The sequence below is a fragment of the Kribbella sp. CCNWLW201 genome (assembly GCF_037203805.1).
Taxonomy (GTDB): Bacteria; Actinomycetota; Actinomycetes; order Propionibacteriales; family Kribbellaceae; genus Kribbella.
Genome location: NZ_JBBCBQ010000010.1, coordinates 112,393 through 134,030, shown reverse-complemented (window position 1 = coordinate 134,030; position 21,638 = coordinate 112,393). Strand labels below are relative to the sequence as shown.

21 protein-coding genes are annotated in these 21,638 nt (G+C 67.4%); 3 read left to right on the top strand and 18 right to left on the bottom strand.

The features are described from left to right. Positions 1 to 81 precede the first annotated feature (81 nt). Positions 82 to 573, top strand: coding sequence for an ATP-binding cassette domain-containing protein (locus V9K99_RS33255; RefSeq protein ID WP_337323848.1), 492 nt, complete (start codon positions 82 to 84; stop codon positions 571 to 573). A 3-nt stretch (positions 574 to 576) separates the two neighbouring features. Here V9K99_RS33255 and V9K99_RS33250 read toward each other — a convergent pair whose 3' ends face one another. The 9 genes from V9K99_RS33250 to leuA form a co-directional block, all read right to left on the bottom strand. Continuing rightward, on the bottom strand, positions 577 to 1,035 hold the full coding sequence (locus tag V9K99_RS33250; RefSeq protein ID WP_337323849.1) for an NUDIX hydrolase: 459 nt from the start codon (positions 1,033 to 1,035) through the stop codon (positions 577 to 579). Then, positions 1,032 to 2,489 (bottom strand): GNAT family N-acetyltransferase, encoded by a 1,458-nt coding sequence (locus V9K99_RS33245; protein ID WP_337323850.1) that lies wholly within the window; start codon positions 2,487 to 2,489, stop codon positions 1,032 to 1,034. Before V9K99_RS33245 ends, V9K99_RS33250 begins: the two co-directional genes overlap by 4 nt. A 50-nt stretch (positions 2,490 to 2,539) precedes the next feature. Continuing rightward, positions 2,540 to 4,405 carry an ABC transporter substrate-binding protein gene (locus tag V9K99_RS33240; RefSeq protein WP_337323851.1) on the bottom strand — a complete coding sequence of 622 codons (1,866 nt, stop codon included), beginning with the start codon at positions 4,403 to 4,405 and terminating at the stop codon, positions 2,540 to 2,542. A gap of 46 nt (positions 4,406 to 4,451) precedes the next feature. Next, on the bottom strand, positions 4,452 to 4,670 hold the full coding sequence (locus tag V9K99_RS33235; RefSeq protein WP_337323852.1) for a hypothetical protein: 219 nt from the start codon (positions 4,668 to 4,670) through the stop codon (positions 4,452 to 4,454). Further along, entirely contained in the window at positions 4,670 to 5,719 is a 1,050-nt protein-coding gene (locus V9K99_RS33230) for an ABC transporter ATP-binding protein (protein WP_337323853.1), read from the bottom strand. The genes V9K99_RS33235 and V9K99_RS33230 overlap by 1 nt, the downstream gene beginning before the upstream one ends. Beyond that, the gene (locus tag V9K99_RS33225; RefSeq protein ID WP_337323854.1) at positions 5,716 to 6,801 is read right to left on the bottom strand and encodes an ABC transporter ATP-binding protein; all 1,086 of its coding nucleotides are present in this window, start codon (positions 6,799 to 6,801) and stop codon (positions 5,716 to 5,718) included. Before V9K99_RS33225 ends, V9K99_RS33230 begins: the two co-directional genes overlap by 4 nt. A 2-nt stretch (positions 6,802 to 6,803) precedes the next feature. Then, positions 6,804 to 7,700, bottom strand: a complete 897-nt coding sequence (locus V9K99_RS33220; RefSeq protein ID WP_337323855.1) for an ABC transporter permease — start codon at positions 7,698 to 7,700, stop codon at positions 6,804 to 6,806. A 4-nt stretch (positions 7,701 to 7,704) separates the two neighbouring features. Next, the gene (locus V9K99_RS33215; protein ID WP_337323856.1) at positions 7,705 to 8,733 is read right to left on the bottom strand and encodes an ABC transporter permease; all 1,029 of its coding nucleotides are present in this window, start codon (positions 8,731 to 8,733) and stop codon (positions 7,705 to 7,707) included. 330 nt (positions 8,734 to 9,063) lie between these two features. Then, positions 9,064 to 10,737: a 2-isopropylmalate synthase gene (leuA, locus tag V9K99_RS33210; RefSeq protein ID WP_337323966.1), complete on the bottom strand. Its 1,674-nt coding sequence runs from the start codon at positions 10,735 to 10,737 to the stop codon at positions 9,064 to 9,066. A 291-nt stretch (positions 10,738 to 11,028) separates the two neighbouring features. Between leuA and V9K99_RS33205 the strand changes: the two genes are divergently transcribed. Next, positions 11,029 to 11,448, top strand: coding sequence for a PPOX class F420-dependent oxidoreductase (locus tag V9K99_RS33205; protein WP_337323857.1), 420 nt, complete (start codon positions 11,029 to 11,031; stop codon positions 11,446 to 11,448). On the opposite strand, the gene katG is transcribed toward V9K99_RS33205, so the two are convergent. Next, a complete protein-coding gene (katG, locus tag V9K99_RS33200; RefSeq protein ID WP_337323858.1) occupies positions 11,435 to 13,639 on the bottom strand; it encodes a catalase/peroxidase HPI in 2,205 nt (734 codons plus the stop codon). The two genes, V9K99_RS33205 and katG, sit on opposite strands and share 14 nt — an antisense overlap. A gap of 151 nt (positions 13,640 to 13,790) precedes the next feature. On the opposite strand from katG, the gene V9K99_RS33195 reads away from it, so the two are divergent. Beyond that, complete coding sequence (locus V9K99_RS33195) at positions 13,791 to 14,780, top strand: GNAT family N-acetyltransferase (protein WP_337323859.1); 990 nt, start codon at positions 13,791 to 13,793, stop codon at positions 14,778 to 14,780. On the opposite strand, the gene V9K99_RS33190 is transcribed toward V9K99_RS33195, so the two are convergent. From V9K99_RS33190 to V9K99_RS33155, 8 genes are all read right to left on the bottom strand, one after another. Beyond that, a complete protein-coding gene (locus tag V9K99_RS33190; protein WP_337323860.1) occupies positions 14,777 to 15,442 on the bottom strand; it encodes a GNAT family N-acetyltransferase in 666 nt (221 codons plus the stop codon). The genes V9K99_RS33195 and V9K99_RS33190 overlap by 4 nt on opposite strands. A gap of 24 nt (positions 15,443 to 15,466) precedes the next feature. Continuing rightward, positions 15,467 to 16,396 carry a GTPase Era gene (gene era, locus V9K99_RS33185; protein ID WP_337323861.1) on the bottom strand — a complete coding sequence of 310 codons (930 nt, stop codon included), beginning with the start codon at positions 16,394 to 16,396 and terminating at the stop codon, positions 15,467 to 15,469. Beyond that, on the bottom strand, positions 16,380 to 16,715 hold the full coding sequence (locus V9K99_RS33180) for a cytidine deaminase (RefSeq protein WP_337323862.1): 336 nt from the start codon (positions 16,713 to 16,715) through the stop codon (positions 16,380 to 16,382). The genes era and V9K99_RS33180 overlap by 17 nt, the downstream gene beginning before the upstream one ends. Before the next feature lie 18 nt (positions 16,716 to 16,733). Further along, complete coding sequence (locus tag V9K99_RS33175) at positions 16,734 to 18,038, bottom strand: hemolysin family protein (protein WP_337323863.1); 1,305 nt, start codon at positions 18,036 to 18,038, stop codon at positions 16,734 to 16,736. A gap of 42 nt (positions 18,039 to 18,080) precedes the next feature. Then, complete coding sequence (gene ybeY / locus V9K99_RS33170) at positions 18,081 to 18,554, bottom strand: rRNA maturation RNase YbeY (protein ID WP_337323864.1); 474 nt, start codon at positions 18,552 to 18,554, stop codon at positions 18,081 to 18,083. Between the two features lie 9 nt (positions 18,555 to 18,563). Then, on the bottom strand, positions 18,564 to 19,478 hold the full coding sequence (locus V9K99_RS33165) for a PhoH family protein (RefSeq protein WP_337323967.1): 915 nt from the start codon (positions 19,476 to 19,478) through the stop codon (positions 18,564 to 18,566). Between the two features lie 326 nt (positions 19,479 to 19,804). Next, positions 19,805 to 20,350 carry a hypothetical protein gene (locus V9K99_RS33160; RefSeq protein WP_337323865.1) on the bottom strand — a complete coding sequence of 182 codons (546 nt, stop codon included), beginning with the start codon at positions 20,348 to 20,350 and terminating at the stop codon, positions 19,805 to 19,807. Next, the gene (locus V9K99_RS33155; protein ID WP_337323866.1) at positions 20,347 to 21,549 is read right to left on the bottom strand and encodes a helix-turn-helix domain-containing protein; all 1,203 of its coding nucleotides are present in this window, start codon (positions 21,547 to 21,549) and stop codon (positions 20,347 to 20,349) included. Before V9K99_RS33155 ends, V9K99_RS33160 begins: the two co-directional genes overlap by 4 nt. Positions 21,550 to 21,638: the final 89 nt, after the last annotated feature.

The window sequence follows — 21,638 nt, the reverse complement described above, 5'->3', positions numbered from 1 at the left end:
ACAAGTCTGTAGCGAAGTCAACGTTGTAGATCCATTCGCCTGTCGCGTTCCGTATCTTCGACCGGGGCAAAAGGGGGTTGGATGTTCCTGAAGAAGGCGCTGCGCTACCGGTGGTTCCAAGCGCTGGTACTTGGCGGGGTCAGCCTGCTGATCGGGACCTGCGCGGTGTTCGCACCGTGGTTCGCCCGTGCCGTCGAGCAGACCGTGATGACCGAGGCGCTGTCCGGCCAGAAGCTGACCGCCGCCTGGCAACTCGAGTCCCGGGCGCCGGTACTGACCCAGGTTGGCCTCAACGACAGCGGCGACCATCTCGTCGAGGAGCTGTCCGGTGGTGAACAGCAGCGGGTCGCGGTAGCCCGTGGGATCGCCCAGCAAGGCAAGGTGATCCTGGCCGACGAGTCCACCAGTGAGCTGGACAGCAATAACCGCGAACGCGTCCTCGATCTCCTGCGTACGCAGGCCGATCGCGGTGCCGCAGTCATCATCGCCACCCATGACCCCACCGTCGCCGAGACCGCCGACGGTCACGCCCTCATGGACGAAGGCCGGCTGACCTGGGTACGACGGCTGTGAACGTCACACCCCGAGCAGGAGCGGCCGCGCCGGCACACCGTCGGTCAGTAACGCATGCATCAAGGTGGGCAACGCTCGAGGTGAGAACTCGGCGTCTGCGCTGAGCAACTCCGAGACGGTCCACCACCGGCAGTCGCTGACACCCTCCAGCTCCCAGTCGGGTGTCGCCTCAGGCTCGAAGTGCTCGGTGCGGACGACGTAGTAGTCGTTGCGGACGCCGTCATGACCGACGGCATACGGTCCGACCGCCTCCTGGCGCCACACGTGGTGCTGGATGTCAGCGGACTGCAGGCCGATCTCCTCCTGCAACTCACGGGCGAGAGCCTCGTGGTGGGATTCGCCGGGCTCGAGGCCGCCGCCAGGGGCCACCCAGAAGGACCTGTCCGGGAGTTCGCAGCGCAGCAGGAGGAGCCGGTCCGAAGGGTCCAGGACGAGGCCTCGGGTGGAGTGGCGGAGGTTCACAGGCCTAGCTGGGTTGGGATCGTGGGTGGGCCGTGCTGGAGGAGGTCCTGGATCAGCGACGGAAGGGTTCGGGGGGCGAAGCGGGCATCTGAGGCAAGGAGTTCCTCGAGGGTCCACCAGCGGTGGCCGTGGAGGTTCTCGGCGCGGAGTTCCTCCTCGGTCATGGTGCCGCCGACGGTGAAGGGGTCGGTGCGGACCAGGAAGTAGTCGTTGATGACGCCGTCGTACCCGGAAGCGTGGCCCTCGGCAACTACCTCCTGGTGCCAGAGGTGGGTCAGCTCGGCCGGGGCGTCGAGGCCGACCTCTTCCTGGAGTTCGCGATGTAGCCCGTCCCGAAGCGACTCCTCCGCCTCGAGACCGCCGCCGGGCGTCGCCCAGACCGGACCGCTGGAGAACTCGAAGCGGACCAGCAACAGCCGATCCGCGGGGTCCAAAATCACCGCCCGGGCGGCGGGACGCAGTCGTGGGTAGGTCAGCTCGAGCTCGCGATGCTCCTCGACCGAGCGGAAACCGAAGCGGGCGTTGACCTTCTGCATCGGGCCGTTCGACAGCGCCGTCCAGGTGTGCAGGAACCGCTGGGTCGTCCGGTGCTTCGCCAGCTGATCGAGATTGGCCAGCTTCAGGTGAGTGCCCAGGTTGTGCCCGCGGTGCTCCCGCAGTACCAACGTATCGTCCTGCTGGGCGTGCTCGGCGTCGGCCCGTGGCAGGTACATCAACGTGTATCCGGCCGGCTCCCCCGACACCGTGTGCGCCATCGTGACGAGTGCGAGGTAACTCCGGTCGATCCGCTGCTCACTCGCCTGCAGCTTCTCCACCGTCCACGGCACCACCTCGCGGGTCATCCCGCCGGTCGGTACGTCGTGATCCATCGCGGTGTGCAGATCGGCGTACGCCTGCTGATGTTCCGGCGGGCACACCCCCGCCCACGACGTCAGCCGATAGCCGTCGAGCGCTCCGGCCGTGTGCCGCAGGTCGTCCAGGAGCACGTCGTCATACGGCAGCGGTACGACGAGGTGGTCCTCGACATGCTCGACGGCGAACCCGAGGCTCGCGGCGAACGCGGCACCCGGCCACGGCTCCGACGGCACGCCGAGTTCGGTCTGGAAGATGGTCCGCCCGAGCTGCGCCGACCGCGTCACGGCCCACTGCCACAGCGCCGTACCGATGCCACGACGCCGATGCTGCGGCGGTACGTCGATCTCGACCTCGACCGTGTCCAGATTGTCGGTCAGCCGGTACTCGAACAGCATCGCGCCGAGCACCCGGTCGTCCTCGAACGCGCCGACCGCGAGCCGCCGCTTCAGCGGTCCCGGATTGCGCAACGAGTAGCCGAGCGCCTCCCGCCCGACCACGAGCGCGGCCTCGCGTCCCGCCACCACGCCGGCCCGCAGCGCGTCGTACCACTCGTCGAAGAGGGCCAGGTCGGCCGGGTCGATCTCGCGAACGCTGATCACCCGGCCGACCCAACCAAACGAAAGGGCCAACCGCTACCGATTAACTGCGATCAGACCGGGGTGACCTTGCCCTGGTACATGTACATGATGACGAAGTTGTCGGCGTACGGCGCGTTCTTCAGGATCGGATCGTCGTCGGCCGGGAACTTGGCGACCCGGGTGCCCTCGAGGGCCGGGTTGTTACCGTAGCGCTCCCAGAGCGGGATGATCGGCAGCAGCTCGTTGAACGCCATCGCCGCGGCAGTGACGTTCTTCTTCTGCTCGTCGAGGTTCAGGCCCTGGGCGGACTTGTCCACCACCGCCTTCAGGTCGATCGGACCCGCCGAGGTGGTCTGGTTGAGCGGGAAGTTCATGCCCTTCCCGCCCTGGTTCGCCGCCAGCACGTAGTTGAACCGGTAGAGGTCCTGGCTGTACGAGAAGTACGGGTGCGGGTGGCTCGACGCACCCCACGCCTGGATGGCGATGTCGAACTTACCCTCGAGAACGTCCGGCTCCTGCTGGGTGAAGGTGACGCCCCGCTTGGTGATGTTGAAGCCGAACTTGTTCAGCTGGTCGGCCGCGTTGGTGGCGGCCGGGTTCCAGTCCGCGAACTCGGTCGGGAACTTGATGTCGTACGCGGCCGGCTTACCGCTCGGCAGCGTCCACTTGCCACCGGTCTTCTTCCAGCCTGCCTCCTGCAGCAGCTGGGTGGCCTTCGCCTCGTCCTTCTCGTACGCGTTCAGCTTCTTCTGGTCCGCGTCCGAGACCCAGTCCGGGACCGAGATGTCGGAGAAACCGGCCATGAACTTGCACGGCTTGCCCGAGTCGCCGAGCGCGACCGTGCCGTTCTCATTGCGATCCAGGATGTACGCGATCGCCTGCCGGACCCGGACATCGGCAAACTCCGGGTGAGTGGTGTAGTTGAAGTACAGCGCCGGACCCGAGTACACCGGCGGGCGGAGGATCCGGAAGCCGCTGCCCTGCATGGTCTTCTCGCTGGCCACCGCGAACCCATGCGTCGCGTAGTCGACATCCTTGTTCATCACGACCGGGGTGACGTCGGAGGTCTCGCCGTTGTACAGCACGACCTTGGTGAAGCCGATCTTGTCGGCGAACAGGCCCTTGTCGTTCTTGACCAGCGTCATCTGCGCGTTGGTCATGCTCTTGACGTCGTAGTTGAACGGTCCGGAGACGGCCGGATTCTCCGGGCGGAACTTCTGGAAGTCGCCGTTCAGCTTCTTGCCTTCGCCGCTGTCCAGGCTGGCCTTCGCCTTGCGCAGGGTCTCGGCCTTGGTCGCCCACTCGCCGTACACCGACTCCGGCAGGATCGGTGCCCGGAGGATGTAGCGCTCGAGCACCGTGGACGGCGTACCGATCGTGAACACGACCGTGGTGTCGTCCTGCGCCTTGACGTCGGCCAGGAACGTCCACGACTGCTGGCGCATCAGCCAGTGCAGGTTGAACGTCGACACGACGTCCTTGGCGTTGACCGGCTTGCCGTCGCTCCAGGTCAGGCCGGACCGGAGCTTCAGGGTGTAGGTCTTGTTGGCTTCGTCCAGCGAGCTGGACTCGGCCATCATGTATTCCCACTTCTTGTCCGACCAGTAGTACATGGCGGCACTGGGATAGATGAGATCGAGATACGGGCTGTTCGCCCGCTGAATCCCGTCCAGGACGCCGGGGCCCAGGTTGAAGTGGCCCTTCGGCGGCAGCTCGTAGGGATACGCGCCGTGGAACTCCTTGTTGCCGGAGCTGCCGCCGCCCGCGTTGCTGCTGGTCGGGGTGCTCGGCGAGCACGCCGTCACTGATCCGATGCCGGCCACGCCGACACCGGCGATGCCGAACAGCTGGAGCACATGCCGGCGGGAGACCGCGTTGGTCAGGGCGCTCGCGCCCGTTCCGTTGGTGCCGGGATCGTTGGTCTCGGTGGGACTCATCCTCGTCCTTTCTGAACTGACCGCACTCCTGCGTGCGTGTCAGCCACTACTGATTCGATTGACTACCGCCCTCGCGTTTTTCCCGGCGCCGGGTCAGGACGACTCCGACGACGACCACCAGGCCCAGTAGCAGGCCCAAACACAAGGTGAACAGGGTGACGACGAACTCCGGGGTGCCCGGGGCCAGGGTGAGCAGCAGCACTCCGCTGGCCAGCACCAGGAACGCCGCCCAGCCGAGCGCCATGCGCCCGATCTGCGGTCCCATCAGGCCCCCGGCTCATCCGGCCGCTTCTCGGGTACGCCGTCGCGCGCCACCACATGGCACGCGGCGGACTGGCCGGACCGGATCTCGACGAGTTGGGGCACCGCTCCGTCGCACAGCCCGTCCTCGAACTGCGGGCAGCGCGGATGGAACGTGCAGCCGGACGGCAGGTGCGCCAGGCTCGGGATCTCCAGGCTGCGCAGGGATTCGCGGCCTTTGGTCTTGGTGAGATCCGGGTCCGGCTCGGGGATCGCGTCGATCAGCGCCCGGGTGTACGGGTGCGTCGGCGCGTTGATGATCTTCGGGGTCGGCCCGAACTCGACGATCCGGCCCAGGTACATCACCGCGGTCTTGCCGTTCCAGCCGAAGTACTTCGCGATGGCCAGGTCGTGGGTGATGAACAGGAACCCGACGCCGAGGTCGTCACGCAGCCGGCCGAGCATCGCGAGCACGCTGATCCGGATCGACACGTCCAGCATCGAGGTCGACTCGTCCGCGATGATCAGCTTCGGGTCCAGCGTGAGCGCCCGTGCGACCGCGACGCGCTGTCGCTGGCCGCCGGACAACTGGTGCGGGTACTTCGACAGGTAGTTCTCGGGCGGGGTCAGATCGACCTTGGTGAGCAAGTCGGCCGCTCTGTCGGCGGCAGCCTTCTTGGTCTTCACGACCCCGTGCTTGAGCAGCGGCGCGGTGAGCGTCTGCTGGACTGTCCGGGTCGGGTTCAGCGAGGCGTAGGGATCCTGGTGCACATACTGCACGCTGCGGCGGAATGTCGTGAAGTCCTGCCGATGCATCGACCAGATGTCGGTGCCGTCGAAGGCGACCTGACCGCTGGTCGGCCGGGCGAGCCCGGCCGCCATCCGGGCCGCAGTGGTCTTCCCGGAACCGCTCTCGCCGACCAGGCAGAGCACCTCGCCGGGATTGACCGACAGGTCGATGTCGTCGACCGCCCGGATCGGCCCGGCCTTGGTGTGGAACACCTGGCTGACCCCACCGAGCGTCATCAACGGCGTCGGGCCTGCGGTCTCGGGGGACTTCTCCAGCGCGCTCATGATGCGTTCCCCAAGTCGCTCGGCACCTCACGCTCGAGGTGCACCTCCTTCCAATGGATGCAGGCCGCCTCGTGCGCGTCGCCCGGCTCGTCGGTGATCGGGATCAGCGGCGGGTCCTCCTCCGTGCACGCCTCGGTCGCGTACTTGCACCGCGGGTTGAAGGTGCACCCCGTCGGCAGCGCGGCGAGGCTCGGCGGACCGCCCGGGATCGACTCCATGTCTGGCAGGTCACCGACGATCGGCGGCACGGCCTTGATCAACCCGAGCGTGTACGGGTGCCGCGGCCGGTAGAACATGTCCCGGACACCGCCGGTCTCGATGATGCGTCCGGCGTACATGGTGGCGACCCGGTCGGCGAGCTCTGCTGCCAGCGACAGGTCGTGGGAGATGAAGATCATCGAGAACCCGAGCCGCTCGCGCACCTCGTGCAGGACGTCGACGACCGAGCGCTGGGTGAGGATGTCGAGCGCGGTGGTCGGCTCGTCGAGGATCAGCACCTCGGGTTCGAGCAGCAGGCTCATCGCGATCAGCACGCGCTGCCGCATACCGCCGGACAGTTCGTGCGGGTAGCAGTCCATCACCCGGGACGGCTCCAGCCGGACCAGCCGGAGCAGTTCGGAGGCCCGGTCCTCGATCTCCTGCTTGGTGGCCTTGGTGTGCGCGCGCATCGTGTCGTGCATGTGCGCACGGATCTTCAGCACCGGGTTGAACGCGTTCATCGCGCCCTGGAAGACCATCGCCGCGTCCCGCCAGCGGAAACGACGCAGGTCGCGCCCGTCCAGCCCGAGTACATCGATCTCCGTGCCGTCGCCGCGGTTGAACGTGACCTCGCCGGAGGCGTGGCCGAGCCGCGGCAGCAACCGCAGCAGGCCGAGCCCGAAGGTCGTCTTGCCGCAGCCGCTCTCCCCCACCAGCGCCAGGCTTTCGCCGGGATAGAGGTCGAGGTCGACACCGCGGACAGCCTGCACCGTGGTGCCGCTCCCGGTCCGGTACTCGACCTTGAAGTCGCGCACCGACAGCAGTGGCTTGCCCTGTCCGCCGCGCACCGCGCGGGTGGCACCTGAAGTCGCGGTCGTCACCATGGTCACCGGTCCCGGAGCCGCGGGTTGAGGATCTCTTCGAGGGATCTCGTCATCATCACCAGTCCGAGCAGCAGCAGGATGATCGCGACGACAGGGCTGAGGATCCACGCCAGACTGTTGTCGTTGAAGATGGCGCCGGCGATCCAGGCGCGGTTGAGCATGATGCCCCAGTTCGCCCCGGTCAGCGGGGCCAGGCCGAGCAGATAGAGGCCGACCAGCTGGTAGATCGCGTTGGTCACGCCGATCATGAAGTTCATCAGGATGAAGCTGGCCATGTTCGGCAGGATCTCGACGAACACCACCCGGGGCGTGCCGAGATCCAGCAGCCGGGCGGCCTCGACGAACTCGCGTTCCTTTAGCGAGAACACCTGTGCCCGTACCGCCCGGGTCAGCACCGGCCAGGACAGACCGCCGACCAGCAGCGCGAGCAGCAGCGGCGAGTCCAGCCGGAAGAACGCGCCGAGCACCGCGAGCAGCACGATCTGCGGGACGGTCAGGAACACGTCGGCCAGCGTGACCACGACGGAGTCGACCCAGCCGCCGAGGTACGCCGCCAGCGATCCGAGCACGATCGCCAGCGCGGTCGAGATCGCAGCGGCGACGAAGCCGACGAAGATCACCGTCCGGCCGCCGCCGATCATCTGGATCAGGACGTCCTTGCCCTCGTTGTCGGTACCAAGCAGGTGCCCGGGAGAACCGGCGGGGAGCAGGATCTCCTTGACGTTCGGGGTCACGTCCGGCAGGAAGAACGGCACGATCGCGGTGATCAGCACCATCAGCGCGACGATCACGAAGCCGATGAACCCGGCCGGGCTGCGCCGCAGCGAACGAAGGATGCCGGCGAACCGGGAGACACCCGTCGTTCCGATCGAGGTGACGGGGATGGAAGCCTCGGTCACGTCGTCACCCCTTGCCCTTGCCGCTGACCCGGATCCGCGGATCCAGCCGGCTGTAGAGAACGTCGGCCAGCAGGTTCGCCACCACCACGGAGATCGTGACCACCAGGAAGATCCCTTGCAGCACCGGGTAGTCGCGACCGTTGACCGCGTTGAACAGGCTGAACCCGATGCCCTGGTAGCCGAAGATCCGCTCCACGAAGATCGAGCCGCCGACCACGAACCCGAGCGACACCGCGAGCTGGCTGAACAAGGGCAGGACGGCGTTGCGCCCGACGTACCCGGACCGGATCCGCGAGTCCGACAGGCCGCGAGCCCGGGCCACCGTCACGTAGTCCTCGCCGAGCGTCTCCACCGTCGACGACTTCATCACCAGCGCCCAGGAGCCGACCGTGGTCAGCGCGTAGGCGAGGATCGGCAGCATCGCGTGGTAGAAGATGTCGTTCAGGAAGCTCAGGCTGAACGAGGGTTCCACACCTGGTGTGTACGAGCCGCGGGCCTCGGTCAGGTTGAACCACTGCAACTTCACGCCGAGGAAGACCACGATCAGGATCGCGAGGATGTAGTTCGGGATCGCGTGCAGCAGCGAACCCAGCGAGCTGAGCAAGTGGTCGATCCAGCTCTCCCGGCGGTAGGCCATGATCATGCCGGCCACGATGCCGATGACGAAGCTGAACACCGTGGCGACACCGACGGAGAACAGCGTCCACGGCAGGTAGGTCTGGATCACCTGGGCCACGGTGGTGCCGGGCGACAGGATCGAGTTGCCGAAGTCGCCGTGCAGCAGGTTCCCCATGTAGCTGAAGTACTGCGTGATCAGCGGGGCGTCCGGATTCAGCGAGAACAGGTTCTTCGCCTGCGCCGCGGCATCCTCGTACGACATGCCGGTCTGCGAGATCTGGGTCTGGATGAAGGTGTCGACCGGGTTGCCCGGCAGCAGCCGGACCAGGAAGAACGTGCCGGTGGTGACGATGAAGACGGTCAGGACCGCTTTCGCGATTCGTCGGACCAGCCAGGCCTGCAGGAACTGTTTCACGGGCGAGGGTCTCGGCTCTGCGACCGGCCCTTCGATCAGCTTCCCAGCCGGTGTCTCGACCGCACCGCCCACAGCTCACCTCCAAGGACTACTGATCCGGCCCCCGGTGACACGCTTTAGTAAGAAACACTGCCTTGCAAGGATCTGCGCACAGTGCGGTTAGTCTGCGCAAAGACCTACACCGAGTCAACAGATTCCGGAGACTCGTTGTGACGTGTATCGAATCGTGAGTATTCGGTTGCACCACGCAACGCTGGCGCAACTGTCCGTGCCCATACCGGCATAGCCCGCCACCGGTAAAAGGTGGCGGGCTATGGAGAGGGTGAGTGGTCAGCGAGTGGCGCGGTTGATGGCGGAGACGACTGCCTTCAGGGAGGCGGTGAGGATGTTGGCGTCGCGGCCGACACCCCAGTAGACCTCGTCGCCGACCTCGCACTCGACGTACGCGGCGGCGAGCGCGTCACCGCCGGCCGAGAGGGCGTGCTCGTGGTAGTCCAGCACCCGGACGTCGTACTTCAGCGGCTTGATCGCGTCGACGAACGCCGACACCGGGCCGTTGCCCTCACCGGTCAGCTCGTGCGGTACGCCGTTGGAGTACACCTGCACGCGGAGCTCGTCGCCCCGGCCCTCGCCGGACGACGAGTTGACCGTCAGCAGCGACAGCTTGCCCGGCGCCAGGTACTCGGCCGCGAAGATGTCCCACATGTGCTGCGGACCGACCTCGCCGCCCTCTGCGTCGGTGTGCTGCTGGATCACCCGGCTGAACTCGATCTGCAGCCGGCGCGGCAGGTCGAGCCGGTGCTCCGACTTCATGATGTACGCGACGCCGCCCTTGCCGGACTGCGAGTTCACCCGGATGACCGCCTCGTACGACCGGCCGACGTCCTTCGGGTCGATCGGCAGGTACGGCGCCTCCCAGGCGATCTCCGAGACCGGCTTGCCCTCGGCCGCGGCCTGCTTGTCCAGCGCCTCCAGGCCCTTCTTGATCGCGTCCTGGTGCGAGCCGGAGAAGGCGGTGTAGACCAGGTCACCGGCGTACGGCTGCCGCTCGGGCACCCGCATCTGGGTGCAGTACTCGACCGTACGGCGGATCTCGTCGATGTCGGCGAAGTCGATCTGCGGATCGATGCCCTGGCTGAACAGGTTCATCCCTAGGGTGACCAGGTCGACGTTGCCGGTCCGCTCGCCGTGGCCGAACAGGCAGCCCTCGACCCGGTCCGCACCGGCCATCAGGGCCAGCTCGGTCGCGGCCACCGCGGTGCCACGGTCGTTGTGCGGGTGCAGGCTGATGGTGCTGTGCTCGCGCCGGGTCAGGTTGCGGCTGAACCACTCGATCTGGTCGGCGTACACGTTCGGGGTGGACATCTCGACCGTGGCGGGCAGGTTCAGGATGATCTGCCGGCCATCGGCCGGCTGCCACTGGTCGCTGACCGCCTCACACACCTCGAGCGCGAACTCCAGCTCGGTGCCGGTGAAGATCTCCGGGCTGTACTGGTACCCGAACTCACAGTCGCCCAGCATGTCGTCGGCGTACTTCATCACCGTCTCGGTGCCGCGGACCGCGATGTTGAGGCACTCGGCCTTGTCCACGTTGAAGACGACCCGGCGGAACAGCGGCGCGGTCGCGTTGTACAGGTGGATGGTGGCCTTCGGCGAGCCCTGCAGCGACTGCACGGTCCGCTCGATCAGCTCGTCGCGGGCCTGGGTCAGCACCGAGATCGTGACGTCGTCAGGGATGACGTCCTCTTCGATCAGGCTGCGGACGAAGTCGAAGTCGTACTGGCTGGCGCTCGGGAAACCGACCTCGATCTCCTTGTAGCCCATCTTCACCAGCAGGTCGAACATCCGCCGCTTGCGGGCCGGCGACATCGGCTCGACCAGCGCCTGGTTGCCGTCGCGGAGGTCGGTGGACAGCCAGCGCGGGGTCCGGTCGACCGACTTGGTGGGCCAGGTGCGGTCCGGCAGGTCGATCGGCGGAAACGCGCGGTAGCGCTGGATCGGCATCCCGGACGGCTGCTGGACGGGCTTGGGCTGATTCTTCGGTGCCACGGGGGTTCTCCTCGGGAGGTGTACTGCGGGGCCGTAAGGACGACCGGCGTACGACAAGACTCCGCGGCGAGGGAACCGGCCTTGTCAGGCCTCGCCGCGGCAGCGAAGGAGGAGAAGCTGGTGCCGCATGATGCCAGTGAGTCTAAGCACAATCCGCCCGACCCGTCGAACCGGGGGTCTCGACCGTCGAGACACGGAGGGTGACGACTTGCCCTCAAGTGCACTTGAAATTTTAACCTTGGCGGCATGACTCAATCCCTCGCGGACCGGATCGGCGCCCATGGCCTCGGTGTCCTCGTCACCCTCAAACGCGACGGCCGGCCGCAACTGTCGAACGTCACCTACGTGTTCGACGGCGAGCGGATCCGGGTGTCGCTGACCGACGGCCGGGCCAAGACGAAGAACCTGCGCCGCGACCCGCGGGCCAGCCTGTACGTCGATGGACCCGGTGGCCGGTCGTACGTCGTACTGGAGGGCAAGGCCGAGCTCAGTCCGGTGGCGGCGGATCCGTACGACGACGTGGTCGAGGACCTGGTCGACTACTACCGGACGGCGTCCGGCGAGCACCCGGACTGGGACGAGTACCGGGCTGTGATGGTCCGCGACCAGCGACTGATGTTCTCGATGACCGTCGATCACGCGTACGGAATGCCTACGCCCTCCTGAGGTCGAACCGGTCGAGCTCCATCACCTTGACCCAGGCGGCGACGAAGTCGGTGACGAACTTGTCCTGCGCGTCGGCACTCGCGTAGACCTCCGAGAGTGACCGCAGTTGCGAGTTCGCGCCGAAGACGAGGTCGACGGCAGTCGCTGTCCACTTGAGCTCACCGGTGCCGACATCCCGGATCTCGAAGACGTTCTCCTCCGACTCCGACGCCTTCCACTCCGCGCCGGGCGCGAGCAGATTCACGAAGAAGTCGTTGGTGAGAGACCCGGTGCGGTTGGTGAAGACGCCGTGCTGCGCATGACCGGCGTTCGCGCCCAGGGCGCGCAGGCCGCCGACCAGGACCGTCATCTCCGGGGCGGTCAAGGTCAGCATGTAGGCGCGGTCCAGCAGCAGCGTCTCCGGCGAGAGCTTCTCCCCCGCCGGCAGGTAGTTGCGGAAGCCGTCAGCCCGCGGCTCGAGTACGGCGAACGCGTCCACGTCGGTCTGGTCCTGGAATGCGTCGGTCCGTCCGGGGTGGAACGGTACGACGACGTCGTGCCCCGCGTTCTGGGCCGCCTGCTCCACAGCAGCGCAGCCGCCGAGCACGATCAGGTCGGCCAGGGACACCCGCTTCCCGGAACTGTTGAACTCCTGCTGGATCTGCTCGAGGGTCTGCAACACCGTGGCCAGTTCATCCGGCTCGTTGACCTCCCAGCTCCGCTGCGGCTCGAGCCGGATCCGCGCACCGTTCGCACCACCGCGCTTGTCGGTACCGCGGAAGCTGGCCGCGGCCGCCCAGGCGGTGGAGACCAGCTGGGAGATGGACAGGCCGGACGCGAGCAGCTTGTTCTTGAGCGCCGCGATGTCCTCGTCGCCGATCAACTCGTGATCGACCGCCGGCACCGGGTCCTGCCACAGCTGCGGCTCGGGGATCCACGGGCCGAGGAAGCGAGAGACCGGGCCCATGTCGCGGTGCAGCAGCTTGTACCAGGCTTTCGCGAAGGCCAGCGCGAACTCGTCCGGGTTCTCGAAGAAGCGTCGCGAGATCGGCCCGTAGATCGGGTCGAGACGCAGCGCCAGGTCGGTGGTGAGCATCGTCGGGCGGTGCATCTGGCCCGGGACGTGCGCGTCCGGCACATCCTCCTCGGCGTCCCTGGCCACCCACTGGTGCGCGCCGGCCGGGCTCTTGGTGAGCTCCCACTCATGGCCGAAGAGGTTCTGGAAGAACCCGTTGCCGAAACGGGTCGGCGTGCTCGTCCAGGTCACCTCGAGACCGCTGGTGATGGTGTCCTTGCCCTTGCCGGTGCCGTAGGTGCTCTGCCAGCCCAGGCCCTGCGCCTCGAGCGGTGCCGCTTCTGGCTCCACGCCGACATGGTCGGCCGGACCGGCACCGTGGGTCTTGCCGAACGAGTGCCCGCCGGCGATCAGCGCCACCGTCTCCTCGTCGTTCATCGCCATCCGGCGGAACGTCTCGCGGATGTCGCGGGCCGCCGCGAGCGGGTCCGGCGTACCGTTCGGGCCTTCGGGGTTGACGTAGATCAGGCCCATCTGGACCGCGCCCAGCGGCCCGCCCAGCTCCCGGTCACCGCTGTAGCGCTCGTCGCCGAGCCAGGCATCCTCCGGACCCCAGTAGATCTCTTCCGGCTCCCAGACGTCCTCGCGGCCGAAACCGAAGCCGAAGGTCTTGAAGCCCATGTCGTCCAGCGCGACGTTGCCGGCCAGCACGAGCAGATCGGCCCACGAGATCTTCCGGCCGTACTTCTGCTTCACCGGCCACAACAGCCGGCGGGCCTTGTCCAGGTTCGCGTTGTCGGGCCAGCTGTTCAGCGGCGCGAACCGCTGCGCGCCGTCGCCGGCACCGCCGCGGCCGTCCTCGATCCGGTAGGTGCCGGCCGCGTGCCAGCTCATCCGGATGAACAGCGGGCCGTAGTGGCCGAAGTCGGCGGGCCACCAGTCCTGCGACGTCCGCATCACCTGGACGAGGTCGGCCTTGAGCGCGTCGACGTCGAGCTTCGCGAACTCCGCGGCGTAGTCGAATCCGTCCTCCATCGGGTTCGACTTGGTCGCGTGCGGGTGCAGGATCGAGAGGTCCAGCTGGTTGGGCCACCAGTCGCGGTTCGTCCTCGGCCGGCCGGGCTTCGGAGTCGGTGCGTCGATGGCCGGGTTCTCGCTCTCACTGCCCTGGTGAGTGACGCCAGACGTGTCGGACATGCTCAGTCAGCCTTCCCGTGCGGATTCGACTGCCACTTCCCGCAGTCTTTCGCCGGTTCTGGAACCGGTCAACATTTCTCGGACGTACGGTCAGTTCCCCACCGCGGATAAATCACTCGCGGTAAACGGCAGCCACGGGGAAGCTGAGGACGTGGAGATTACGAGACTGCTGCCCGACGACGAGGTCGGATGTGCGGATGCCGTTGCGCTGATGAGCGCCGCGGCCAAGGTGGACTGCCCGGAGTCGTTGGTGCGGACGCCGCGGGGCTATGCGAACAGCCTGCGGTACGGCTGGGATCTCGACCCGGCGCGGGCCTATCTCGCCCGCGACACCGACGGGACGGCCGTCGGCCTGCTTTCCGTGGACGTTCCGACGTACGACAACACCAACCTGGTCTGGCTGGAGTTCGAGGTCCATCCGGACTACCGCGGCCGCGGGTTCGGGACGGAGCTGCTCGGCTACGGCGAGGCGCTGGCCGCGGAGCTCGGCCGGACGTCGCTCGGCGCCAGCTCGTGGGACCTGCCGAAGTCGGAGGCGTTCGCCCAGCGGCACGGCTTCGAGCGGAAGGCCACCGCGATCAACCGCCGGCAGGACCTCGCGAACCTCGACTGGGCCGTCGTGCAGAAGCTGTACGACGACGCGGTCGCGGCCGCCTCGGCGTACGAACTGCTGAAGATCACCGGAACGCTGCCGGACGAGCTGCTCGAGGGCATGGTCGCGGTGACGGAGTCGATCAACGACGCACCGAAGGACGACCTCGACATCGAGGACGACGCGTACAGCCCGGAGCGGTTGCGCGCGTACGAACAGGCGCAGCTGAAGAGCGATCGCAGCCTCTACCGGGTGATCGCCCGGGAGAAGTCCACCGGTGAGCTGGCCGGCCACTCCACCATCACGGTCGAGCGGGAACGCCCGCACATCGGCCACCAGAACGACACCGCGGTCTCCCGCGAGCACCGCGGCCACCGTCTCGGTGCCCTGACCAAGTCCGCGATGCTCCTGTGGCTGCGCGACCAGGAACCGGCCCTCACCCAGATCGACACCTGGAACGCCGAGTCCAACAACCACATGATCGCCATCAACGAACAACTCAACTACCGAATCATCGCCCGAGCCCTCGAATACCAGAAGACCGTTTAGATCGCTTCGACGACGGTGACCTTCATCGATTTGCTGAGGGTGAAGCCGAGGGATTTGTAGAGCTTTATCGCTCCGGCGTTGGTGCCGCCCGTGTGGAGGAACGGCGTACGGCCGGTTGACTCCACGTGGGCGGCTACCGCCCGGATCAGGCGGGTGGCGAGGCCTTGGCCGCGGTACGACGGGTGGGTACAGACGGCGCTGATTTCGGTGTGGGTGGGGAGGGCGAAGCGGGTGCCCGCCATCGCGATCAGCTCGCCGTCACGGCGGATGCCGAGGTAGGTGCCCAGCTCGATCGTGCGGGAGCGGAACGGCCCGGGATCGGTGAGGGCGACCAGGGCCAGCATGTCCGGTACGTCGTCCGGACCGAGTACGACGGCCTCGTCGTCGACCGCGGCCAGCGTCGGCGGGGCCACGAACTGGACCAGGTCGAACTGCTTGTCCAGCTTGAAGCTGTCCGGGATCGGCAGGTCCGGCCGGATCAGGGCCACTGTCCGGCCGGAGCCCAGCAGGGCAGCGGCGTCGGCCCAGTCCTGCGCCGACGGGTCGTCAGGCAGCCCGAGGAACGGCGCGACCGCGGCCGGATAGCAGTGCGCGTCGCCGCGGGTTTCCGCGATGAACGAGTGCGGGCCGGACAGAGCGGCGTACACCGGGTTGGTCAGCACGAGAAGCTCCCCCAGGACGACGGATCAGAAGCCCAGTTTGCGCAGATGCTTGGCGTCTGTCTGCCAGTTTTTGGCGATCTTCACATGCAGGTCGAGGTAGACCGGCGTCCCCAGCAGCGCCTCGATCTGGCGGCGGGCGGCGGCGCCGACCTCGCGCAGGCGGGCGCCCTTGTGGCCGATCACGATGCCCTTCTGGCTGTCCCGCTCGAGGAAGATGTTGGCGTACACGTCGAGCAGCGGCTTGTCCTCCGGACGGCCCTCGCGCAGCATCATCTCGTCGATGGTGACCGCGATCGAGTGCGGCAGCTCGTCGCGCACACCCTCCAGCGCGGCCTCGCGGATCAGCTCCGCGACCAGGGTCTCCTCGGGCTCGTCGGTGATGTCGCCGTCCGGGTAGAGCGCGAAACCCTCCGGCAGCAGCTTCACCAGCTCGTCGGCGACCACGTCGACCTGGTAGCCGGACGTCGCCGAGACCGGCACGATCGAGGCCCACTCGATCCCGGCCGACTCCCCCAGCGCGGCGATCTCGGCCAAGTGCTCGACCATCCGGTCCGGTTCGACCAGGTCGGACTTGGTGGCCAGCGCGACCTTCGGGGTCTTCGCGACCTTGGCCGCCTCGCTGACCAGGAACCGGTCACCCGGGCCGATCCGGTCGCTGGCCGGCAGGCAGACCGCGATCACGTCGACCTCCGCCCAGGTGGTCTTGACCAGGTCGTTCAGCCGCTCGCCGAGCAGCGTGCGCGGCTTGTGCAGGCCGGGGGTGTCGACCAGGATCAGCTGGGCGTCCGGCCGGTGCACGATGCCGCGGACCGCGTGCCGGGTGGTCTGCGGCTTCGACGAGGTGATCACGATCTTCTTCCCCACCAACGCGTTGGTGAGGGTGGACTTGCCCGCGTTCGGCCGCCCGACGAAACAGGCGAAACCGGACTTGAAAGCCTCAGGTGTGGACGACATCGCGGACCTCTCCGGTGCCATTGGCAACTACTACGGGAATGGCGGCGCCGGCGAAGTGGCGGACGACGTTCACATCGAGGCCGTCGGGTACGTCGGTGACCACCGCGGCGGCCTCCAGGCCCTTCACCCCCGAGGACAGCGCCATCGCGACTGCCAGCTGCAGCGCGGTCAGGTCGACGGTGTCGAGCGCGACCGTGCAGGCGGAGTACGTCCGCCCGTCGGAATCCCGGACGGCGGCGCCCTCGGCCGCACGAGTACGGGCCCGGGCGGCGCGGGCGAGGGTGACGAGCTTGGCGTCCTCGGCCGAGAGGTCTGACAAGAAGTGCTCCAAAGGGGATCAGGCGTGCTGGTGGTTCTGGTCGTGCGACGGGTCGGCGGTCTCCTCCCGCCGTACCAGCACAGTACCGACCTGGTTGCGGCGGCCGGACGGCCGCTCCGCGGTCAGCGACAATCCCGCGATCTCCACCTCGGCCCCGGGGATCGGCACCTTGCCGAGGAGTTTGGCCATCAGGCCGCCGACGGTGTCGACGTCGTCGTCGTCCAGTGGTACGCCGAACAGCTCGCCCAGCTCGTCGATCGGCAGCCGGCTCGACACCCGGTAGGCGCCGTCCGACAGCTCCTGCACCGAGTCGGGCACCTCGTCGTACTCGTCGGTGATCTCGCCGACGATCTCTTCCAGGATGTCCTCGATGGTGACCAGGCCGGCCGTTCCGCCGTACTCGTCGACGACGATCGCGACGTGCATCCGGGCCGCCTGCATCTCGCGCAGCAGCTCGTCGATCGGCTTGGAGTCCGGGATGTACATACACGGCCGCATCACCGACTCGACCCGCTCGGTCGACTCGGCCTGGGCGTTGTCGTACACCCGGCGCATCACGTCCTTGAGGTAGACGACGCCGAGGATGTCGTCGAGCGACTCACCGATCACCGGGATCCGCGAGTAGCCGGAGCGCAGCGCCAACGAGGTGAGCTGGCGCAATTTCTTGTGCTTCTCGATGTAGACCATGTCGGTCCGCGGCACCATCACCTCGCGGACGATGGTGTCGCCGAGCTCGAACACCGAGTGGATCATCTGCCGCTCGCCGGACTCGATGACCGCCGACTTCTCGGCCAGGTCGACCAGCGCGCGCAGCTCGGCCTCGGTCGCGAACGGGCCCTCGGCGAACCCCTTGCCCGGGGTGAGCGCGTTGCCGAGCAGGATCAGCACCTTCGGCAACGGCCCGAGCACCCGGGTCAGCGCCATCACCGGGCCGGCCGAGAGGATCGCGAACCGGTCCGAGTGCTGCCGGCCGAGGGTGCGCGGCGCGACGCCGATGATCACGTACGAGACCAGCACCATCACCACGGCGGTGATCAGGATGTGTTCCCAGGTGACCGGGAAGATGTCCGACAGGGCCTGGGTGACGAGCACGATCGCGGTGATCTCACAGATCAGCCGGACCAGCAGCAGCGAGTTCAGGTACCGCGGCGCGTCGGACAGCAGGTCGCGCAGCCGGACCGCGCGCAGGTTGCCCTGCTCGACCTGCTCGTTCGCCCGCACCTTGGAGTACGACGACAGTGCTGCCTCGGCACCGGCGAACAGACCGGCGAGCAGGACGAGCACCGCAGCCACAACCAGCAGAGCGAGGTCGTGGGAGGTCACCGCAACGTCACTCCTGTCCGAGAGGGTCTCTGGTGGCAACCATCAGACACCCTCCAACCGGTTTCCGGGGGCTCGCCAGGCTTCCAGCAGCCGGCCCTGGACATCCCACATCTCCGCCTTCTCGGCGGGCTCGGCGTGGTCGTAGCCGAGCAGGTGCAGGATGCCGTGCACCGTCAGCAGCTCGAGCTCGGCCCAGGTGCCGTGGCCGGCCTTGGCGCCCTGCGCGGCCGCGACGGTCGGGCACAGCGCGATGTCGCCGAGATGACCGAGCGGCGGCTCGGCGTCCTCCTCGGCACCCGGCCGCAGCTCGTCCATCGGCCACGACATCACGTCGGTCGGACCGGGCAGGTCCAGGAACTCGACGTGATACCGCGCCATGGTGTCCTCGTCGACCAGCTTGATCGACAGCTCACACTCCGGGTGCAGCCGCAGCGACGACATCACGAACCGGCTGAGCCGCATCAGTCCGTGCGCGTCGATCTCGACGCCGGACTCGTTGTTGACCTCTACGTTCATCGGTGCGGCTCAGCGCTGCCCTTCGAAGTTCTCGTACGCCGACACGATCCGGCCGACCAGCTTGTGCCGGACCACGTCGTGCGAGGTCAGCCGGCAGAAGGTCAGGTCCTGGACACCCTCGAGGATCTCCTGGACGACCCGGAGCCCGGAGTTCGTCCCGGTCGGTAGGTCGACCTGGGTGACGTCGCCGGTGACGACCATCTTGGAGCCGAAACCGAGCCGGGTGAGGAACATCTTCATCTGCTCCGGCGAGGTGTTCTGCGCCTCGTCCAGGATGATGTAGGCGTCGTTCAGGGTCCGGCCGCGCATGTAGGCCAGCGGCGCGATCTCGATCGTGCCGGCCGTCATCAGCCGCGGGATCGACTCCGGGTCCAGCATGTCGTGCAGGGCGTCGTACAGCGGCCGCAGGTATGGATCGATCTTCTCCGACAGGGTGCCGGGCAGGAAGCCGAGCCGCTCACCGGCCTCGACGGCCGGCCGGGTCAGGATGATCCGGTTGACCTCCTTGGCCTGCAGCGCCTGGACCGCCTTGGCGACCGCCAGGTAGGTCTTGCCGGTACCGGCCGGGCCGATGCCGAACACGATGGTGTTCTTGTCGATCGCGTCGACGTACCGCTTCTGGTTGAGCGTCTTCGGCCGGATGGTGCGGCCGCGGCTGGACAGGATGTTCTGGGTCAGGACGTCGGCCGGGCTCTCGACCGTGGCGGCCTTGATCATCACGATGCTGCGCTCGACCGAGTCGGCGGTCAGCCCGTGACCGGTCCGGACCACCGCGATCAGCTCGTCGATCAGCCGCTCGGCCAGGGCCAGCTCGGCCGGCTCACCGTTCAGCGTGATCTCGTTGCCGCGGACCATGATGTCGGCGGCGAACTCCTTCTCGACGATGCGGAGGAACTCGTCCCGGGCTCCGAGCAGGGCCACCATGTCGATGCTGTTCGGCACGACGATCTTGTGTGACGCCTGCGTGGCGGTGGCGGCGCCGTTCGCGCGCGCCTCCGGTTCGATACTGCGTGGCCTGGACAGGCTCTTCCTCCTGATGCCGGTGATAGTGACCCCATGCTAGCCCGCTCCGCCGACACCCTCACTTGTAATTCCCCGAACACGCCCAACCCGTGATCCTCCGGCCGCTGTTGTCAACCCGCTGCTTGTGCTGGCTCCTGCCGATCAGTGGCCGACGACACAGCCGCCAAGCGCCGCCAGAGCAAGTTGACGGCGATCCGACGGACGCCCCGGGCCGCCCACGGCACTCCTCAGCTGAGTCCTTCGTCGTCCGCCCACCGCGCAAAGCCGCCCGGGCCGAACGGGAGCCGGTATTGGTGCGTCAGCAGGTCGTCGGCGACAGCGGAAACGAGCGGGACCGTCAGGAGGCCCTGCCGGATCGCGTCACACAGGAGACCAAGCGTTCCGCGCACTTCGACCTGGCGGCCTTGAGCGGCCTTTTTCGCAACTCGGTCGTCGATGATGGCGACGGAGCCAGGTGTTGTCTCGGCCAGCGCGAGCACACCGCACTCGCCGATGTTGCGCCCGTCCGATCCCACGAGCCTCTGCTCGTAGTAGGCGACGGCGGCGAGTTGCTCAGGGGAGTCGATCGGCATGACGTTGATCCAGTCGGCCTCCAGCGCAGCCTGAAGGTGCTGATGCTGACCAGCGCCGTTGCGCAGTTCCAACTCCACTACGTCGGGGATCAGCACCGTGGCGGCGCCTAGGACGACTTTCAGCACACCGAGCCACTGCGCGCGAGCGAAGTGACTCAGTGGGCCCGTGTCGAGGACATACGCCTCCGGAGCACCATTCACGAGGTGACGGTCCAGATCTCCGACTCTGCCACCGGCGGGAGGTCAGGCAGGGCGTCCCGGTCGAACGTGCCGAAGAGCAATCCCAGCGCCCGATCTTCACTGATTGTTTCGCTCCGGTACAGGCCGAGCACCGCCTGCTCGTAAGGGCGCGGCAGTGAAACTGGCTCCATCTCATGGTGGACCACCAGGTTCTTCTCTACGATGTCGGCCCGCTTGGTCTGGACACGGCGGATCGTGGTGGCTTCGTCGCCGTCGACGACACCGAGCTCAGTGAGTCGCCGAGCCAGGGTGGCCATGTCCACTCGGTAGTGGCTTCCGGCACGGACAGCCGCGTCACGGAGCGTCTCCTCTGGAATGTCCAGCCAGTCGCTCCAGCGGACGATCAAGTCTGCCGCGGGCAGCAGCAATGCTCGTGCGAAGCGGTCCAGTCGTGCCTCCAGCGCGTCCGCCTCAGTGGAGGCGATGCGCCAGTCGGTCGTGTATGGATCCGCGACGAGGTAGTGGCCCAACTCGTGAGCGAGTGCGAGACGCCGACGTCCCACATGCAGGTCGCCGTTGACGACAGATACCCCGCCGTTCTGTAGCAGCACCGTCCCTGCATCCGCACCGTGACCCAAGGACACCGCGAACGGGAGGAGGCCGATGCGAGTGACGAGGCCTGCAAGGTCGTTCGCCGGCTGGTCCGCACGGAGCCCCAACAGTTCCCGCGCAAGTCGCGCAAGGGAATCGGCCTCGTTCAGGGTCTGGGGCGGTGCCGCAGGCTGGGGCTGGGCGGCGACAAGGCTCGGAACCTGTCCGACAACGAACTCGACGTCGCGGACCACGCGGTCCAGTTCGGCGTCGATGGCCTGGGTCGCCATCTCTGGGCGAGTCGCCCGGTAGGACACAATCGACTCCGGCCCTGGATCGACGAACCATTCGACACGTCGGCGCAGTTCGCGTGCGATGGATACGAGTTCGACGGCGGAGACGCGCCGCGCGCCAGTCTCGATCTTGGCCAGCGCACTGCGGTCGACACCGACGGCGGAAGCCAGCTGGGCCTGCGTCAGCCCAGACTCAGCGCGTGCCTCGGCTACCCGCTCTCCGATTCCCATGTGTGCGATTCTAGAACAATTGCGCAACCAGGGCGACTCAAGTCCCGAACCTAGATCGTGCCGCACGGGCTGCTCAGGTACTGGAACGCCGGCCGACCGCGGCATACGTCAGCTCCCGACGCCCGCCCAGAGCCCGCCGCCAAGTGCTTCACCCCTTACGTTGTCATCGCGTCGGGTCCGCAGCCGTTGTCAAC